Annotated in this window: 13 protein-coding genes; 8 read left to right on the forward strand and 5 right to left on the reverse strand. The window is 64.0% G+C overall.

Annotation, left to right across the window (positions count from 1 at the left end; genetic code table 11):
- Together ASD73_RS01625 and ASD73_RS01630 are read left to right on the forward strand one after the other, a co-directional pair.
- On the forward strand, positions 1-1,125 hold the full coding sequence (locus ASD73_RS01625; protein WP_056369724.1) for a PepSY-associated TM helix domain-containing protein: 1,125 nt from the start codon (positions 1-3) through the stop codon (positions 1,123-1,125).
- Positions 1,122-3,269: a TonB-dependent receptor gene (locus ASD73_RS01630; protein WP_200934862.1), complete on the forward strand. Its 2,148-nt coding sequence runs from the start codon at positions 1,122-1,124 to the stop codon at positions 3,267-3,269. The genes ASD73_RS01625 and ASD73_RS01630 overlap by 4 nt, the downstream gene beginning before the upstream one ends.
- A gap of 217 nt (positions 3,270-3,486) precedes the next feature.
- On the opposite strand, the gene ASD73_RS01635 is transcribed toward ASD73_RS01630, so the two are convergent.
- A complete protein-coding gene (locus tag ASD73_RS01635) occupies positions 3,487-4,476 on the reverse strand; it encodes a GlxA family transcriptional regulator (protein WP_200934863.1) in 990 nt (329 codons plus the stop codon).
- Between the two features lie 155 nt (positions 4,477-4,631).
- Here ASD73_RS01635 and ASD73_RS01640 point away from each other — a divergent pair, with 155 nt between their 5' ends.
- From ASD73_RS01640 to ASD73_RS01655, 4 genes are all read left to right on the forward strand, one after another.
- On the forward strand, positions 4,632-5,393 hold the full coding sequence (locus tag ASD73_RS01640; RefSeq protein ID WP_056369720.1) for a DJ-1/PfpI family protein: 762 nt from the start codon (positions 4,632-4,634) through the stop codon (positions 5,391-5,393).
- Between the two features lie 132 nt (positions 5,394-5,525).
- A complete protein-coding gene (locus ASD73_RS01645) occupies positions 5,526-6,644 on the forward strand; it encodes an efflux RND transporter periplasmic adaptor subunit (protein ID WP_056369718.1) in 1,119 nt (372 codons plus the stop codon).
- A 1-nt stretch (position 6,645) separates the two neighbouring features.
- Complete coding sequence (locus ASD73_RS01650) at positions 6,646-9,723, forward strand: efflux RND transporter permease subunit (protein ID WP_056369716.1); 3,078 nt, start codon at positions 6,646-6,648, stop codon at positions 9,721-9,723.
- Positions 9,716-11,128 (forward strand): efflux transporter outer membrane subunit, encoded by a 1,413-nt coding sequence (locus tag ASD73_RS01655; RefSeq protein ID WP_056369714.1) that lies wholly within the window; start codon positions 9,716-9,718, stop codon positions 11,126-11,128. The genes ASD73_RS01650 and ASD73_RS01655 overlap by 8 nt, the downstream gene beginning before the upstream one ends.
- A gap of 266 nt (positions 11,129-11,394) precedes the next feature.
- Here ASD73_RS01655 and ASD73_RS01660 read toward each other — a convergent pair whose 3' ends face one another.
- The 4 genes from ASD73_RS01660 to ASD73_RS01675 all read right to left on the reverse strand — a co-directional run bounded on the left by ASD73_RS01660 (position 11,395) and on the right by ASD73_RS01675 (position 15,119).
- Positions 11,395-12,642, reverse strand: a complete 1,248-nt coding sequence (locus tag ASD73_RS01660; RefSeq protein ID WP_162248118.1) for a DJ-1/PfpI family protein — start codon at positions 12,640-12,642, stop codon at positions 11,395-11,397.
- A gap of 269 nt (positions 12,643-12,911) precedes the next feature.
- A complete protein-coding gene (locus tag ASD73_RS01665; RefSeq protein ID WP_056369711.1) occupies positions 12,912-14,210 on the reverse strand; it encodes an O-acetylhomoserine aminocarboxypropyltransferase/cysteine synthase family protein in 1,299 nt (432 codons plus the stop codon).
- A 10-nt stretch (positions 14,211-14,220) separates the two neighbouring features.
- Positions 14,221-14,433 carry a hypothetical protein gene (locus tag ASD73_RS01670; RefSeq protein WP_056375904.1) on the reverse strand — a complete coding sequence of 71 codons (213 nt, stop codon included), beginning with the start codon at positions 14,431-14,433 and terminating at the stop codon, positions 14,221-14,223.
- Positions 14,430-15,119: a MarR family winged helix-turn-helix transcriptional regulator gene (locus ASD73_RS01675; RefSeq protein ID WP_235534065.1), complete on the reverse strand. Its 690-nt coding sequence runs from the start codon at positions 15,117-15,119 to the stop codon at positions 14,430-14,432. Before ASD73_RS01675 ends, ASD73_RS01670 begins: the two co-directional genes overlap by 4 nt.
- Positions 15,120-15,563: 444 nt before the next feature.
- On the opposite strand from ASD73_RS01675, the gene ASD73_RS01680 reads away from it, so the two are divergent.
- Positions 15,564-16,220: an FAD-binding protein gene (locus tag ASD73_RS01680; RefSeq protein ID WP_082521290.1), complete on the forward strand. Its 657-nt coding sequence runs from the start codon at positions 15,564-15,566 to the stop codon at positions 16,218-16,220.
- Positions 16,221-16,296: 76 nt separating this feature from the next.
- Complete coding sequence (locus ASD73_RS01685; protein ID WP_056369704.1) at positions 16,297-18,657, forward strand: molybdopterin-dependent oxidoreductase; 2,361 nt, start codon at positions 16,297-16,299, stop codon at positions 18,655-18,657.
- Positions 18,658-18,751: the final 94 nt, after the last annotated feature.

The raw sequence follows: 18,751 nt of genomic DNA on the forward strand, positions 1-18,751 counted from the left end.
TTGCGGCGCCTGCACCTCTGGCTGGGCCTCAGCCTTGGCTTGCTCTTTTCATTGCTCGGGCTAACCGGGTCGGCGCTCGTCTTCTATATCGAGATCGACGCGGCGCTCCATCCGGCGCAAGTCGTGGAAACGGAAGCACCGGCACCCGACTGGTCGGCGTCCAAATGGGACCGCGCGCTCGCCACGGGGCGGGTACGCTGGAGCGATCCCGTCGGCGCCTGGTCGTTCGAAGCGGACGGCCAGGGCGGCGACATTGCCGCGCGCTATTATCCGCCCGCGCATGGCGCCGGCCATCATCATGCCGAACGCGAGATGGTCTGGTTCTCGCCCGATGGCGCGCGGATCGTCCGGATCGATCCATGGGGCGGCTATGCGATGAGCTGGATTTACGAGCTCCATGCCAATCTGCTGGCGGCCGAGCCGGGACGGCGGGTCGCCGGCTGGTCGGGGGTCGTCATTCTTTTCATTCTGGTCACCGGCCTCATTGCGTGGTGGCCGCGTGGCAGCTGGCGCAAGGCCCTCGCCTTCAAGCGCGGCGCCGGGTCGATGCGCCGGCTCTACGATCTCCACAAGCTCGCGGGCGTGGGAAGCATGGCTGTGCTCTTCCTGCTCGTTGGCACCGGCATCTTTCTCGCACTGCCCGACGTAAAGACCGATGTGCTCACCGCCGTGGCGGGCGCGCCTGACCAGCAGCCCGATCCACAATCCGCGGCAGCGACCGGGAAGCAGATTTCCATCGCGCAGGCGCTCGCCTCGGCGCGGCGCGCGATGCCGGGCGGCACGCTCACCTTTATCGACGTGCCCGCGGCCGGCACCGACCCGTTCCGGATGCGAATCCAGGCTCCGGGCGATCCCCATCGGCGCTTCCCGAGCAGCTTCGTTTATGTCGACCAATATACGGGCCGCGTCCTTGCCATCCATGATGTGCGGCGTGGCAACACGTCCACGACCATCGCGACATGGATCCGCGCGCTGCACGACGGATCGGTCGGGAACCTCGCGGGCCGCATCCTCGCCCTTCTCCTTGGCTTCGTGCCGCTGGCGCTCTTCATCACCGGATTTCTGCACTGGCGCCGCCGCAACGCGGCGCGCACCAGATATCGTTCAACAGGGAGTATATCGTGAAAGCATCTCTTATCGCCATCGCCGCCAGCCTCGTGGCCGCGCCCGCCTTCGCCGAGGACGGAGCCGCCGACGGAAGCGAACGTGACACGATCGTCGTCACCGGCCAGCGCGAACTTGACGACAAGACCGAAGTATCGGGGCGTCTCGGCCTCACCATCCGCGAGACGCCGGCGATCGTGGATGTCGTCACGCAGGCGGATTTCCAGCTCCAGGGCGTGCGCAGCACGATCGAGGCGATGAATGCTGCGCCCGGCGTCACCTCGGGCAATCTTCCCGGCTCGATCGGCTCGGTTTCGATGCGCGGTTTCCACCGCGCGGTGAATTATCTCTACGACGGCGTGCGGATGGCGAACAGCGATGTTGGCCTGCGCAACTGGGACAGCTGGGCTTTCGAGCGGATCGAAGTGATCAAGGGGCCGGCCTCGGTGACGTCGGGCGACGGTGCGCTAGCCGGCGCGATCAATTTCGTTCCGCGCCGTCCGAAGCTCGGCGATACCAGCGGCGAAGTCCTTGCGAGCTATGGCAGCTTCGATACCGCGCGCCTTGCCGGCGACATCAACCTTCCGCTCGGCGAGACGGTTGCAGTTCGGACGAACGCGTCCTGGTCGCGCTCGTCAGGCTGGATCGACGACACCGACAGCCGCACCTTCGCGGCGTCGGGCTCGCTCCTCTTCAAGCCGAGCGACCGGGTCTCGGCTACGCTCTCGGCCGACTATTTCGAGGACAAGTTCCTGACCGCTTATTATGGCACGCCCGTGGTGACACGCGCGGCCGCGCGCGACCCGTCTTCGGCGGTGTCCGGTAGCGCCGGGCTAGTTCTCGACAAGGCGATGCGGCGGACCAACTACAACCTGACCGATGGCAATGACTATTCGAACTCGACCTGGCTGCGCGCACGGCTCGACTATGCGCTGACCGATACGCTGCGCATCGTGAGCGACAGCAGCTATTATGACGGCTATCGCTTTTATCGCGACGCCGACGAATATAGCTTCAGCGCCGCGACCGGGCTGATCAATCGCGGCGCGACGCTGATCACGCATGATCACCAGTTCTGGAGCCAGCGGGTTCATCTGGCGTTCGACGGCCGGATCGCCGGCCTGCGCAACCGCTTCACGGCAGGCTTCGAGATCGGCCATACCGACTTCTTCACCGAGCGCCGTTTCGGCACCGCGCCGTTGGTGAGCCCGGTCGCGCCGGTGCGGGGAAGCTTCCCGGCCGATACGCCCGCCAATTTCGCGACGCGGCAGGACGTGACCGCCGACGTCGACCAGCGCGCCTTCTTCGCCGAAAATGCCCTCAACCTGACCGACGCGTGGCTCCTCGTCGCCGGCCTGCGCTATGACGACATCAAGCTCGACCGCCGCGTGCTCAACGTGACGAGCGGCGCCGTGCAGAGCTATGGCCAGGATTATGACCCGATCTCATGGCGCATCGGAACCGTCTACAGCATCACCCCCAAGACGCAGCTTTTCGCGCAATATAACCGGGCGGTGACGCCGATCAGCGGCCTGTTGTTCCTCAGTGCCGCAAATGCGCAATTCAAGCTGAGCAAGGGCGAGTCCTATGAGGCTGGGGTCAAATCGTCGTTTGCGCACGATCGGGTCGAGCTGACCGCGTCTGCTTTTCACATCGAGCAGGACGACATCCTCACCCGCGACCCCGCCAATCCCGCCGTCGTTCTGCAAGGCGGCCGACTGGCCTCGAAGGGCGCGGAGCTTTCGCTGACCTGGAAACCGACCGACGAACTCAGCGTCACCGCGAGCGGCACGCTGCTCGACGCCGGGTTCAAAGAGCTGGTCGAGGCCGGCGGCGCCGATCGCGCCGGTAACCGTCCGCAAAATGTCCCCAAACGCGTCGCCGACCTTGTTATGAGCTATTCGCCTGCGGCGCTGCCGATCACGCTTACGGGAAGCCTGCGGCATAACGGCAGCTTCTTCACCGAAAATGCCAATATCGTGAAGGTCAACGCGTTCACAACGGTCGATGCATCGGTCGCGTGGAATTCGTCCGTCGGCACCTTCACGCTGCGCGGTCGCAATCTGACCGACGCCTTCTACGCCGACTGGTCGGGCTATGCATCGGGCCTCGTCTTTATCGGCGCGCCGCGCAGCGTCGATTTGTCGTTCATCGGGCGTTTCTGAGCTGAGGCATCAAAGCCACCGCGAGAGGGTTCCTTCGGGGATATGATGGGCCTTATTGAGGGCGCCATGAGCTCCGTGCGTCGCGGGGGGAGCGTCGGCAGGCCGGAGGCGGGTCGAAGCGACGCGCAGCATGGATTAATCGATAGCAAGCGCTTCTGGCGACCGGCCCGCAATGCCCCGCCAGCGGCGACTGATCGTCGGTGCGGGCTTGAATTGGTCACCGGTTTCGGCTGGGCGGCCAGCGGATGCTCCCTTCGGCATCGACTTCCATGTCCCGGTCCAGACGGCGCAACACTTGCGGCGAATTTCCATAGTTACGATGGAAGGCGCGCCGCATCCGCTCGGGATCCTCGAAGCCGACCGCGCACGCGACGGCTTCAACCGATTCCAGCCCCGTTCGCAGACGGATCCGCGCCGCTTCGGCGCGCATGCGCTCGATGGCTTTGGCGGGCGTCTCTCCGGTTTCTTTCCGGAACAAGCGGGCGAACTGCCGCGCACTCAGATTGGCCGCCTCCGCGAGACGCTCGATCGGCAAGGCCTCCGACAAATGCTCGCGCGCAAAGGACAGTGCCCGCCGGATGCGATCGGTCTCGGGCTCGAGCTGCGCGGGTGCGGCATATTGCGATTGCCCGCCGGGTCGCCTCAGATAGACGACAAGCTCGCGCGAGACGGCCTTTGCCAGTTCATGGCCATGATCGGCCTCCACCAGGGCGAGCATCAAATCGATGCCCGCGGTCATCCCGGCCGACGTCCAGATCGGTCCGTCGTTGACGAAGATGAGGTCGGCATCGACGAGGACGCGCGGATAGAGAGTTTGGAGCAACCGCGCGAAGCTCCAGTGCGTCGTCGCGCGTCGCTCGTCGAGAAGACCTGCCTCGGCGAGCAGAAAGGCCCCGGTGCAGATACTCGCCAGACGCGTGCATCCCTGCGCCAGCTGCTGCACCTGCTCGACGTCGATGCGCTCCGCAAGCGGCTCGACCTCGCCGCCGACGACGACGAGCGTATCCGCCCCGGCTCCGGCCGCGCTGTCGGTCTCGATCCGCATATGGCTGCTGCTGCGCACCGGACCGCCCGCGCTCGACAGGATTGCCATGTGATAGAGATTCTCCCGCGACAGACGGTTCGCGGCCTCGACGACCGCCATGGGGCCTGCGATATCGAGCAATTGGTGACCCGAACACACATAGAAGAACATATTCGAAGGCATCGTCTATCCCTGAAGCCAACCCTCGGCCCAAGCCCGCCGCGGCATCGCGGCGCACTGACTCATCGACTCAGCCTATGTCTGAAAATGAGGGATCAACGCCCTAACGGACAACGCGGCATAAGGCTAAGACTAAATCGATCCAATGGAGGCACACGATGACCAAAGACCATAATCAGACACGCATCACATCCTACGACGGCATGCTTGCCGCTCTCGCGCCCGAGGGGGTGCCGCCTTTCCGCGTGGGAATCCTGGTGGGCCCGGGTTTCGTCCCGATGGACATCGTCGGGATCCAGACCGTGCTGGCGATGATGCCGGGGTCAGAGATCCATTTCATCTGGAAGGACCGCGAGGTGGTCGAAGGATTCCGATCCTGGCCCACGGTGCCGACCACGACTTTCGCCACCTGCCCCGACCTCGACGTGTTCGCCGTCGGGATGAACCCGCCCGAAGTCCAGAATGATCCCGAGGTCATCGCATTTACGAGAAAGGCCGCCGAGGGCGCGCGCTATGTCATCGGCGTTTGCAGCGGCGTCGCGCTGCTCGGCGCGGCGGGCCTGATCGAGGGCAAGACGGTGGCGAGCAATTTCGCCGCTGAAGATCTGCTGCGGGATCTCGGCGCCGAGACCGTGCTGGCATCGGGCACGGGCCCCGCGGTGGACGGTAATCTCTACACCGCCGGTCCCGGCATCGGCAGCTTCGAGGTGGCGCTTCTCGTCGCAGCGGATGCGTTCGGACGCGGCGCCGGCGAACTCGCCGAGTTCGCTATCGAATATGACCCGCACCCGCCCTTCCAAACCGGCACGGTGGCAGGCGCTTCGCCCGACATGCTGGCGGGCGCGCGCGCGATGATCGGGCCGATCATCGCGCAATATCAGCGGCGCCCGAGCCTGGCGGATCCGGCCAGCGATATCTGACCCGCGTCGCCGCTCCGGCGGCGGGACCGCCGTCCGCGCCCCGGGGAGCCGATGATAGGAAGGACGGGCCGTCCGTTTCTCTTCCGATGGCCTGCCAGCGCTCGCGCGCGGGATTTCAGAACAGGAACCAATATGAGTTCGATCGAGCGAAGCAGCGCGCCTTGGCGGCAGCGCCGGACAATCCTGGTAACGCTCATTGTCCTCGGGCTGATGTTTGGCAGTCTCTTTTTATGGCGCGCCTACCGGATGTCGCAAACGCCCGCCTGGCAGCAACAGGCAACCGCGGTGGCGGCCATGCGCGTCGCGCCGCAGGACGTTCCGGTGTCGCTCGAAGCAATTGGCACGCTGGCGGCGGTTCGCGAAGTCAGCCTGTCGTCGGAGGTCCCCGGCCGCGTCACCGCGATCGGCTTCGAGGGCGGCGCCCAGGTCGGCGCTGGCGCGCTCCTCGTCCAGCTTGACGACGGCCCCGAGCGCGCCGACCGCGAGGCAGCGCGTATCCGCGCCGCCTTCGGCGGAGTGCAGGTCGCGCGATCGGAGCAGCTTGCGGCCACCGGCGCAGAACCGCGCGAGTTGCTCGATCAGCGCCGCGCCGACCGGGACCAGGCCATCGCGGCGGTGCGGCAGCTCGACGCGCGGTTGAGCCAGAAGCGCATCCGCGCGCCCTTTGCGGGAGAAATCGGCATTCGCCGTGTGAACCTTGGCCAATATCTCAGCCCCGGCACGGCGGTCGCGACGCTGACCGACCTCTCGCGCCTGAACGTCGAATTCGCGCTGCCGCAGCAGGAGATCAGCCGGCTGCGAAAAGGCGCGGTCGTGACGGTGACAAGCGACGGATATCCTGGCCGGGTCTTCACCGCGCGCGTGCGGACCATCGAACCGCAGATCGACAATGACACGCGCAATGTTGCGGTTCAGGCTGTCATGGCCAATCCGGGCGGCGCCTTGCGGCCCGGCATGTATGTCAGCGCCGCGCTGGCGCTCCCGCCGCAGGCAGGCGCGCTGATGGTCCCGGCGACCGCCATCCAGACGTCGCCGCAAGGCAACACGATCGTCGTTGTGCGCGGCAAAACCCCGCGTCAGGGCGGCAAGGCCCATATCGTCCCGGTCGTGACGGGACGCCGCATCGGCAATCAGGTCATCGTCACCAGCGGACTGAAATCCGGGGATATCGTCGTCGTCGAAGGCCAGCTTCGCGTCCCGCCGGGCGGCGAGGTCAAAGTCACGCGCTTCGTGACCGCATCGGGCCGCTGACATGGGCTTCACCGATATCTTCATTCGTCGCCCGATCCTTGCGGTGGTCGTGAGCCTGCTTATTCTCCTGATCGGCGCCATCGCCGCGCTGAACCTGCCCATCCGGCAATATCCGAAGATGGAGAGCGCCACGATCACGATCCAGACCGCGCTTCCGGGTGCGACGCAGGACGTGATGCAGGGATTTGTCACCACCCCCATCGCCCAGGCGATCGCCACCGCAAGCGGCATCGAATATCTCACCTCGACCTCGACGCAGGGTCAGAGCCGGATCAGCGCCAAGCTGACGCTGAACGCCGATGCCGACCGGTCGATGACCGAGATACTGGCGAAGGTGCAGCAGGTTAAATTCCGCCTTCCTGCCGGGGTCAGCGATCCCGTCATCACCAAGATCACCGACGGGGCCTCGGCAATCCAGTTCGTGGCCTTTGTCAGCGACAGCTTGTCCTCGCCGCAGATTGCCGATTTTGCGGCGCGCGTCGCGCAACCGCTGATCACGTCGGTGCCAGGCGTCGCCTCCGCGCAGATCATCGGCGGGGCGCCTCCCGCCATGCGCATCTGGGTCGACCCTGTCCAACTCGCGGCGCGAGGGCTGTCGGCGAGCGATGTCGCGGCAGCTCTGCGAGCCAACAACGTCCAGGCATCGCCCGGCCAGCTCAAGGGCGCCAATACAGCAATCAACATCACCGCCGACACCGATCTGCGCGACGTCGAGGCGTTTCGGGACATGGTGCTGAAGACCGCTAACGGCAATATTGTCCGCCTGGGTGATGTCGCAACGGTCGAACTGGGTGCGCAAAATTATGACGGCGGGGCCCTGTCGAGCGGACGTCGCGCCGTGTTTATTGCGATCTCGCCGACCCCCGACGGCAACCCGCTTGAGATCGTTCGCGACATTACGGCGCTCTTTCCCGATCTTCAGCGCGTCGCGCCGCCAGGTCTGAAAGTGCTGAGCGATTTCGACGTTGCCCAGTTCGTCAATGCTTCGATCGCGGAAGTGGAAAGGACGCTGATCGAGGCGATCCTGATCGTCGTGGTGGTGATCTTCTTCTTTCTGGGTTCCTTGAGAGCCGTCATCATTCCGGTGGTTACCATCCCGCTGTCGCTGCTGGGTGCCGCCGCGCTGATGATGGCGTTCGGCTTCTCGCTCAATCTCCTGACTCTGCTCGCCATGGTGCTCGCCATCGGGCTGGTCGTCGATGACGCGATCGTCGTCGTCGAAAATATCCATCGTCATATCGAGGAAGGCCGGTCCCCGCTCGACGCAGCACTTCTCGGCGCGCGCGAGATCGTCGCGCCGATCGTCGCGATGACGATCACGCTCGCTGCCGTATATGCTCCCATCGGCCTGATGGGCGGGCTGACGGGAGCGCTGTTCCGCGAATTTGCATTCACGCTCGCCGCTTCTGTCGTCGTCTCGGGCGCCGTTGCGCTGACCCTTTCGCCGATGATGAGTGCAAAACTGCTGACCTCAAAACTTGGCGAGGGACGGCTGGTGCGGGCGATAGAGCGCAACATGCACAATTTGACGGCGCGCTACGCGCGCCTGCTCGATCGGACACTCGCCGCTCGCAGTGCGGTGCTGATCGTCGGCGCTGCGATGGTCGGGGCGATCCTCGTCCTGTTCAGCGGGTCGCAGAGCGAACTCGCGCCGCGCGAAGATATGGGCGTCATATTCGTCTCCGCGAAGGCACCGCAATATGCCAATGTCGACTATACCGCGCGGTTCAGCACAGAGATCGAGCGCATCTTCCACCAATTCCCCGAATTCGACTCGAGTTTTTTCAACTTCGGCGGCGAATTCGGGCCAACAGGCAGCTTCGGCGGGATCGTGCTCAAGGACTGGTCGCAGCGCGATCGTCCGGCGGACGCCGTCCAGGCCGACCTGTCGGGCCGGATTCCTGCGGTAACCGGCGTCTCGGTCACTGCTTTTCAAGGCAGCCCGCTGCCCGCTGCCAGCGGCGGCCTTCCGTTCCAGATAGTCATTCGGTCCGCCGATGATTTCTCGCAAATCTACATGAGTCTCGAGACGCTCAAGGGCGCGGCGCGGCAAAGCGGCTTGTTTGCTTTTGTCGATGGCGACCTCGCTTTTGACAGCGCGGAAGCCCGGATCAGCATCGACCGGGCCAAAGCGGGAGCGATCGGCGTCTCGATGAGCGAGATCGCAGATACGTTGGCAATTCTCGTCGGCGAAAATTACGTCAACCGCTTCAATTGGCACGACCGCTCCTACGACGTGATTGCGCAGGTACCGCGCGGTCTGCGTATGACGCCCGAGAGCCTGGGGCAGTTTTTCGTCAAATCGGCGTCGGGCAAACTTGTCCCGCTATCGACCGTGGTGCGGATCGACCTTCGCTCGCAGCCCAACATGCTGCCCCAGTTCAACCAGATGAATTCGGCGACGCTTTCGGCCGTACTCATGCCGGGCGTCACCATGGGCCAGGCCGTCGACTTTCTCGGCCGTCAGCCTCTGCCGGCAGGCACGACCGTCGACTGGCTGTCCGACAGCCGGCAATATGTAACCGAGGGGGACCGGCTTACGATATCCTTCGGACTTGCGATGATCGTCATCTTTCTGGTTCTGGCGGCCCAGTTCGAAAGTTTTCGCGACCCGCTGGTGATCCTCGTGACCGTGCCGCTCGCCGTGTGCGGCGCGCTGGTTCCGCTGTATCTGGGCTTCACCACGATCAATATCTATACCCAGATCGGCCTGGTCACGCTTATCGGCCTGATCTCCAAACATGGCATCTTGATGGTGAGCTTTGCCAACGACATGCAGCGGAGCGAGGGCCTGGATCGTGCCGCAGCGATAAAGCACGCGGCGGCCGTGCGCGCGCGGCCCGTCCTCATGACCACCGCCGCGATGGCCGCAGGTCTCGTACCCTTGCTTTTCGCAGCAGGCGCGGGTGCCAACAGCCGCTTCGCAATCGGGATCGTCGTGGTCACCGGGCTTCTGGTGGGGACGCTGTTCACGCTCTTCGTTTTGCCGACGGTCTACACGCTGCTCGCGGGCGACCACCGCTTGTCCGGCACGACGCCGGCGCGATCGCCGGGTGAAAGGGATATGGCCCATGCATAAGCGCCGATTGCTTCTGATGCCCTTGCCGCTGTTCGCCGCGTCCTGTGCCGTCGGCCCCCGCTATGTTCCCCCGCAACCCCCGGCCGCAGCCGCTGACGCCTTCGTCACGCGCGCCCCCGGCTTCGACGCGGCGTCGCAACCCGCGCAGGACTGGTGGCGGCTCTATCGCGATCCCGGTTTGGACGCGCTGATCGAGCAAGCCTTGATCGCCAATACCGACCTGCGCGCCGCGGCCGCGAATTTGGCCAAATCGCGAGCGGTCATGACCGAAGCGCGCGCGGGACGCCTTCCCTCGACCTCGCTGTCGGGCGGACTCAGTCGTGGCAATGGCCCGGATTCCGGGGGCGGAGGCGCAACCAATGACGGTTCGCAATGGTCGCAAAACGGCGGGATCGCCCTTTCGTGGGAGGTCGATCTGTTCGGCCGCGTCGGACGGACGATCGATGCAGCCAGCGCCGACACCGAGGCGGTGGAGGCGGTGCGCGACGCGGTCCGCGTCACGATCGTCGCCGAAACGACGCGGGCATATCTCGATGTCTGCACATCGGCGCATGCCCTCGCGATCGCGCAGGAATCGGTCCAGACCAGCGGCGATGTCCTGCGTCTCGTCAGCGCGCAGGAACGCGCCGGCTCGGTGGGCCGGCTCGAGGTCGAGCGCGCTGGCGCCGCGGGCGCGAGCGCGCGGGCAAGCCTCGCCCCGCTCGAAGCACAGCGCCAGGTGGCGTTGTTCGAACTGGCGGCGCTGACAGGGGGGACACCGCAGGACGTCCCTGCCGCCGCGCGCACATGTTCGGTGATACCCGAACCCCTCGGCGCAATCGCGGTCGGCGATGGGGCCGCGCTGCTCCGGCGCCGTCCTGACCTTCGGCAGGCCGAGAGACAATTGGCGGCGGATACTGCGCGGATCGGCGTGGCGACGGCCGATCTCTATCCCCGGATTAGCCTCGGCGGCTCGGGCAATTTCTTCCGAAACGACACGGTCCGAGGCGGCGACGCCTTCTCCTTCTCGCTCGGGCCGTTGATTTCGTGGAGCTTTCCCAACACATCGGTGGCGCGCGCGCGGCTGCGCGGTGCCCAGGCTCAGGGCGAATCGTCGTTGGCGCAGTTCGACGGCCGCGTCCTTCAGGCGCTGAAGGAAGTCGAACAGGCCCTGACTCTGGTGGCCGCGGCGCAGACGCGCCTGTCGAACCTCGCCGAAGCGCTGCGGCGTACGCAGATCGCCTTCGATATCGCCAAGCAGCGTTATGCCGCGGGCGCGGCGTCCTTTCTCGACTTACTGTCCGCGCAAGGCGATTTGCTCGCGGCCCGCTCGGCGCAGGCCAGCGCGCAGCAGCAACTGTCATCGCGCCGTGTCGACCTGTTCAAGGCGCTTGGCGGTGGCTGGGAAGGCGCCAGCGCGCCATAGAGCCTTAAGGCGATCGCTGGTGTGCCCATTTGCCGACAAGCCCGGTCGCCAGCGCCGCCACTACCGGCGAACCAATCGACGCAAAGTCTGGCCGAGACGCCGCAGCACGACAAATGGACACCGATGGGCAGCCGAGACCCTCGCGAAGCCCAGGTACATCCGTCCGCATTGCGAATAAGTAGGTGGCAGCCGCGACGTGGGTGCTGAACTTGCTCGCTTCGGGATGATCGCGCCTCGTTCGTCTTGCGATTATCCACAGCAGCAGCTCATTCAATTGGGCCAGGATATTCCATGAACAGCGCGACGTTGCGCGCGGCCTGCCGGCCGTAGGTTTTCGAGATGTCGGCCAGCGACATGCCGAGCGCGCGCGTGGCCTGGCTCGCATCGAGGGGAGCTAGGGTGCGGTCGACCGGATCGGGTCCGCCCGCGACCCGGTCGGGCAAGAGCACAAGTCCATGGGCGAGGCGCAAGGGCGCTTTGCTCGCCGCCACGGCAAAGGCCATGGTGATACCCGTCCGGCTGTAGGTCTCGGCGGTCAGGGCCAGCGCGATCTCGTCGTCTCCGGCCTTGACCGGAATCCCGAGCGTCACCTGCGGCTGCTGATCGGCGGGCGGCATTCCCGCTTCGGCCGCCTCGGCCTGGAACATGTCGCTATCATGCCGCGAGCTCCAGCTGTCGATACCGACATCGCGGGCGACCTCGGCGGCCTTCTCCGGACCGGCAATCGCCTCGACGAGGGCAATCGAGGTCGGCATGGACGCACTAACGCCCGCGCTCGACACCCTCTTGCCGTCTGCGACATAGCGGATATTCTTCTCCCACTTTACCTTCGGGAAGCGCACCGCGCGCATCTCCTCATTGCCATAATGGGAAGTTGCGCGGTGGCCATCGAACAGGCCCGTGCTGGCAACAACCAGCGCACCGAAACAGATGCTGATCACGGTGCCGCCCTTGTCGCCCTGCGATTTCACCCACTTCAGCAGGTCCGGGTCACTGAAGTTTTCAACGGCCGGGACGAACAGATAGTCGGCACCCTCGGGGTAGCGCTTGTCGAACGCGTCGATCGTCGATTGCAGTTCGAAGGTGAGCGGCTGCATTTTCACCGGGCCCGGCTTGACCGAGACCGACACGACATCGGCCACGCCTGATCGCGCCATCACGCCGTACGGAATGACGAAGTCGGAGATTATGGTTCCTTCATTGAGTCCGACGACGGCAACCAGGGGCTTGGCACGGCCAAAGCGGGCTTGATAGCGCGCAATTTTTTCCGGGTTCGGATTGCCGGAGGCATCGAACGCCGCGGACGATGTCACCGGAGCCTGGTGAGCGGTCGCCGCTCGCCCGGCAAGCGCAAGGCTGGCGAACGCTATGACAGCGGATGAGACCATCGTCCGCCGAGTCAAATTGTGCATGGGATACCCTTCATCGCAGATCGAGGCCGGAGTATCCGCCGGGCGCACCGATAGCGTAAAGGACGTAGATCGCTCGCTTTGCGACATGGATGTGCGATCCATGTCGCTCGCCTCTGCGCATGTGGCCCAGGGCCACTGCGCCGCCTGTGGTCGAATTCCGACCGCGCGCCGCGACCGGTCAGTCGTCATTCGCGGCGCGGCCAAAAGAGCGCGGTTCGGGACCCGCGTGGATCGGCGACGCAGCGAGGCGCTTGTGCTTCGCTGGCGTCGCCTGCTGCCAATGCTAGACCTTCAGCACGGCACGAACGGACGCGCAATTTATCTCCTGTCCTCGCATCCGCACAATGGCCGGACAGGACTGCGCGCCATATTCAGCCGGCGGCTTTATCCAGAGCCTGCGTCAGATCGGCCAGAATATCCTCGATGTGCTCCAGCCCGATCGACAAGCGAATATAGCCGGCCGACACGCCGGTCGCGGCCTGCTCCCTTTCCGAAAGCTGCGAGTGGGTCGTCGACGCCGGATGGATCGCGAGGCTTCGGGCATCGCCAATATTCGCGACATGATAAAAGAGCTCGAGCGCATCGATGAAGCGACGGCCTGCCTCCCGGCCGCCGTCCAGTTCGAACCCCACCAGGCCCCCAAGACCGCCGACGAGATACCGACGCGCCCGATCTGCTTCGATACCCGTCTGCACCGAGGGGTGAATGATGCGCGTCACGTCCGACCGCGTCGCAAGATAGGCGACGACCTTCGCGGCGTTTTCGCAGTGGCGCGGCATGCGCAGCGGCAGGGTCTCGAGCCCTTGCAGCAATTGAAAGGCATTGAATGGCGAAAGCGCGGCTCCCAGATCGCGCAGCAAAACTGTCCGGGCGCGAAGCGCATATGCGATCGGACCCAATGGTTTTGCCGCCTCGCTCCACACGGCGCCATGATAGCTGGGATCGGGAGAATTGAGCATCGGCTGCCGCTGCGGAAAGGCGCTCCAGTCGAAATTACCGCCATCGACAATCATACCGCCGATCGAGGTGCCGTGGCCACCGATATATTTGGTGGTCGAATAGACGATGATCGCGGCGCCATGGTCAAGTGGCCGCGCCAGCAAGGGAGCCGACGTGTTATCGACGATCAGCGGGATGCCAAGGGGGCGCCCCAAAGCGGCGATCTCGCCGATCGGACAGACGACCAGCTTGGGATTGGGCAGCGTCTCGACGTACCAGGCACGCGTCCGCTCGTCGCTGGCTGCTACGAAAGCGTCCGGATCGGCGGGATCGACAAACCGAACCTCCAGACCCTGATTTTTGAGCGTGTTGGCGAACAGATTATAGGTTCCGCCATAAAGGTCGGTACCGCTCACGATATTGTCGCCGTGCTGCGCGAGGTTCTGAACGGCGTAAGCCGAGGCTGCCTGTCCCGAGGCCACCGCCACCGCGGCAGCCCCGCCTTCGAGCGCGGCAATACGCTGCTCCAATATGTCCGTCGTCGGGTTGCCGATGCGCGTGTAGATATTTCCCAGCTCTTCAAGAGCGAACAGCCGCGCGGCATGCCCCGTGTCCTGAAACTGATAGGAAGTGCTCTGGTAGATCGGCGGAGCCACGGCGCCCGTGACCGGGTCGGCACGCCAGCCAGCGTGGAGCGCGAGGGTTTCGGGATGCAATTTGCGTTCGGTCATTTCGGTTCCTTCACTGGCAGCCGGGCGAGCCGGCTGGCTGTTTCATTTCCGTGTGCGATCGGGCAATTTCGATCCCGGCACAACGCAACCGGTTTGCACGGGCCGGCGTCGAGGCGGCATCGGCGGCAATCCCGAAAAACACTCCGCCGGGGCGCGTGGAGGCGATGCGCAGCGCGCGGTCAGGCGATTGAGTACCCAGCCGGCTCGAATGCATCTTATTCATGCCGCTCTCAAACGCCCGACGAGAGTGCGCAGCAGCTTGTTGAGCTGATCGGGATCGGGCCCTTCGGCATCGGCGAATATCTGAGAGAAAATCTTGCTCGCGCTATGCCAGGCACGTTTGCGCGCCTCGAGTCCCGCGGCGGTAAGCGATACATCGGTGACCCTCCCGTCGCTCATCCGCTGTTCGCAGCGCAAGAGTCCATCGCCTTCCATGCGCTGGATGAGCTTCATCATCGTAGGCAGCTTGACGATCGCGAGTTCCGCGATTTCGCTGACGCTGCGCGCTTCGACAGGGCGAATGCACATCAAGACGCGCCAGCGCGCGATGTCGAGGCCGACCGGCTTCAGACTGGTTTCGAGTCGGGAAAGATAGAGCCCTGTTGCATGCGTCAACCAGAAGAATGGCCACTCATCGGCATCGAAGCTGGAACCGTCGGATTTGGGATCGATTACCACAAGCTTCCTTTGACAATTCGCCGCTCCGGCAGAGCGGCCTGGCGCCGGTCCATATCGCCACGCGGCGCTTTCGTCGAGCGGCCTAGGTTCAACACCGGACGGACGCCATCCGAAGCACGCATGCGTTTCGATCTGCATCCCCTTGCAACGAGAACCCACGCGGGGAACGGCGCTGTCCGGCATCGCCGCCGAAGATTTAAAGAATGGCGCGGGCATCGCCTCGCGAACCATCGACACCCCCCGGTGCTGGGAGAGTGGCGCGCGACCGCTGCGACCTTGCACCGGGCTCCACTGGCTAGGCGAGGACGGTCGAGTCGAGGTCGGCATTCATGGCACCTCCGCCTTCGGCAGATAGCGCCTAACCCGCGCAGCCCCCTATCAATCCGAAACGAGTGACGGTCCCTTCCGAGAGGTGAAGGCAGATCTTGAGTGCATGAGCGCCACTGGCGAGGCAACGACCTCTGACGTGGGTGGTCGCTTCAACGCGCTGCCCACTTGACATGTTGTAATGATGACAATACAAATATACTCCAATGATCTTTGCGGCTGTTAGGCGAGCGGCTTCCGCGTCCTGCAGCATGCCACAACAAGTTCGGCATATTGCCAGTCGACAAGTTAGGCGTGGGAATAGCGGTGCGTGCGGGCATTGACCGCCGATGATGGGAGGGATTTTTGATGACGATGCCCGGCCAGCGTCTTGGCGCGCCCGAACGCAAGGGGCTAGCCGGGTTCGAGAGCGCACCGACTGAATGTTTGCTTCCTGGCGCGGCCAACTCTGTCAAGGCAGCTTGTTCGTGGAATTTATCGCTTCGGTCCAAGCCATCGTCGGTCGTTGGGGTTGCCAATAACTCGGATATGCAGGCTGCTTTCCGCCTTGCAGCAGCACGCGACCTTCCTGTCGGCGTGGACCGCGCAGGCCGTGGCGCCGTCGCGCCCATCGACGATGTTGTACTGGTCAGCACCCAGCAATTGGAAACGTCGGCAATCGACCCGGCCAATCGCAAGGAGATAGTGGGCGCCGGTGCGAAAGGGTCCGAAACGCACCGTACCGCTTCCCCCTATGGGATTGTAGATCAGTCCGGTTCGTCGTCCGACGTCGCCGTGACAGGCTATACGGTCGGCGGCGGCATCCTCGACGCATTGGAGAGATGGTCGACGGGCCGGACTGCCATCTGCCTGCATGGCGTCATCGGCGATGAGGCAGATCGTGCGCGCTTCCGGGAAGATGAGACATATCGTCGGCTCGTCGCGCTCATGCAGGAAGCCGTTCCGGACGGCCGGTCGCACTTTGGCCGCGTCGTAGGGCGCAGCGAAAACCCGCAGTCAGCCTAGCTCCAGCCCTCTGCCGCCGGTCGCGCACGGGCCGATATCCGCACAATCGCGAGACTTTGAGAGACGAGGAACCGCTATGACCGATGCTCCCGCCACGACTTTTACGCCTACGAGTACGCATTGGGGAAATTATCGCGTCGAGCATAGCGGCGACAATATCCTGGGGATTCATCCTTATGATATAGACAAGGAACCGACCCCGATTGCGGACAATATGCTGGCGATGCTCGATCCGGCGGTCCGCATCCCGCAGCCGATGGTGCGCGATTCTTATCTGAAGGACCCGCATAACAGCCAACCGCATTTGCGCGGCATTGATCGCTATGTCCCGGTCAGTTGGGATGTCGCGCTCGATCTAGCCGCAGACGCCCTTCGTCAGGCACGCGACAAGCACGGCAGCCAGTCGATTTACGGCGGATCCTATGGGTGGGGCAGTGCCGGCCGCTTCCATCACGCCCAAAGCCAGATCCATCGCTTTCTCAATATGATCGGCGGCTACACCGCTTCGGCAAACACCTATTCCATTGCCGCCGCAGAGGTCATTCTTCCTCACATCATCGGCATGAATGCATTTCACGTCATGGGCGAAGCGCCAACGGCGGACGATATCGCCGCCCATTGCAAAACGGTCGTGCTGTTTGGCGGGGCTGCACTCAAAAACAGCCAAGTCAACGCCAGCGGCCTTCATGCCCATAGTGCGTCTGCCCAGTTAAAGCAGATGCGCGATGCCGGTGTCACGTTCATCAATATAAGCCCGATCCGCAGCGACACGGCCGATTTCCTCAATGCCGAATGGGTCGCGGCACGGCCCGGTTCCGATGTGGCGCTGATGCTGGGGATGGCGCATGTTCTTTACACCGAGGGCCGGCATGACGCCGCCTTTCTGGAACGTTATTGCGTCGGTTTCGATCGCTTTCTGCCCTATCTCCTGGGAACCGAGGATGGCGTTCCCAAAGACGCAGCCTGGGCGTCGGGCCTGTGCGGCATCGATGCCGAGCAAATCAGCCAGTTAACCCGCAAGATTGCAGCCGGGCGCAGCGTCATCGGATTAAGCTGGTCGCTCCAGCGTCAGGAACATGGCGAACAGGCCTATTGGATGGGCACCGTCCTGGCGGCCATGCTCGGTCACATCGGTTTGGCAGGCGGCGGCGTCGCCTATGGTTATGGCTGTGTGCACAATGTCGGTTTTGGCGGACGCCGATGTTCGCCCTTCCGGTGTGCCTCCGTTCCCCAAGGTGAAAATCCCACCGGCAGTTTCATTCCGGTCTCCCGCGTAACGGAGATGCTCGAAAAGCCGGGCGGGTCTTTCACATATGACGGTCAAACGCTGACCTATCCTGATGTTCAGCTGATCTATTGGGCGGGCGGCAACCCGTTCCATCACCACCAGGATCTCAACCGCATGCGTAAAGCGTGGCGCAAGCCGCATACGGTCATCATCAACGATCCGTTCTGGACCGGCGCGGCGCGTCATGCCGACATCGTATTTCCCGTCGCGACGATGCTGGAGCGACAGGATTGGGGCGCAGACACCGACGGAGCCAACATGTCACCGATGCGCCAGGTCGTGCAGCCCTTTGCCCAGGCGCGGACCGATCATCAGATCTTCAGCGGTATCGCGCAACGTTTCGGGATCGAACAAGCCTTTACCGAGGGGCGTTCCGAAATCGAATGGATTGAATATCTGCATGAAGAAACGCGCGCCCGCGCGGCGGAACAGGGGGTCACTTTACCACCCTTTGCGGAATTCTGGGCAGGCGAACAGATCTATTATGGCGACCAGTTGCCCGAGGTGCCATTCACGCTGGAACGCTTCCGCAGCGATCCCGCAGCCAATCCGCTTGCGACACCCAGCGGCAAGATCGAGATTTTCTCCGAGGTTATCGGCGGCTTTGGCTATGATGATTGCCCTGCCCATCCGGTCTGGCTGGACAAGGAAGAATGGCTTGGCGCCCCGCGGAGCACGCAATTTCCGCTGCACATGATCTCCAACCAGCCGCGCCTGAAGCTGCACAGCCAGCTCGATCATGGTCCGGCCAGCCGGTCCGCCAAAATCAAGGGGCGCGAGCCGGTACGGATGACCGCCCGCGATGCTGCCGCCCGCGGGATAACGGACGGCGACATCGTGCGGATCTTCAATGATCGCGGCGCCTGCCTGGCCGCCGCCGTGATCAGCGAGGATTTGAGCGAGAATGTCGTCGAGCTGGCGACAGGCGCCTGGTATTGGTCAATGGACCCAGTGGAAGACAAGCCATTGGAAGTTCACGGAAATCCCAATGTGTTGACCCGTGACAAAGGCAGTTCCTCCTTGGCGCAAGGCCCCACGGCGCACAGTTGCCTGGTCGAGATCGAACTCTTTGATGGACCGTTGCCGGAGGTTCGCGCTTTCACGCCGATGGCCGAGATCCTCAGCGATCCGGCATCTGAAGCCCGATGAAGAGAGGGCGATCGGATGAAGGGGGGCATGGCCGCATCCCACGATCAACGAACGCCCTTTCTCCAACGAACTGGACGTGCCCGTCTACAGTTTG

The organism is Sphingopyxis sp. Root154 (assembly GCF_001427105.1).
In the GTDB taxonomy this organism is placed as follows: Bacteria; Pseudomonadota; Alphaproteobacteria; order Sphingomonadales; family Sphingomonadaceae; genus Sphingopyxis.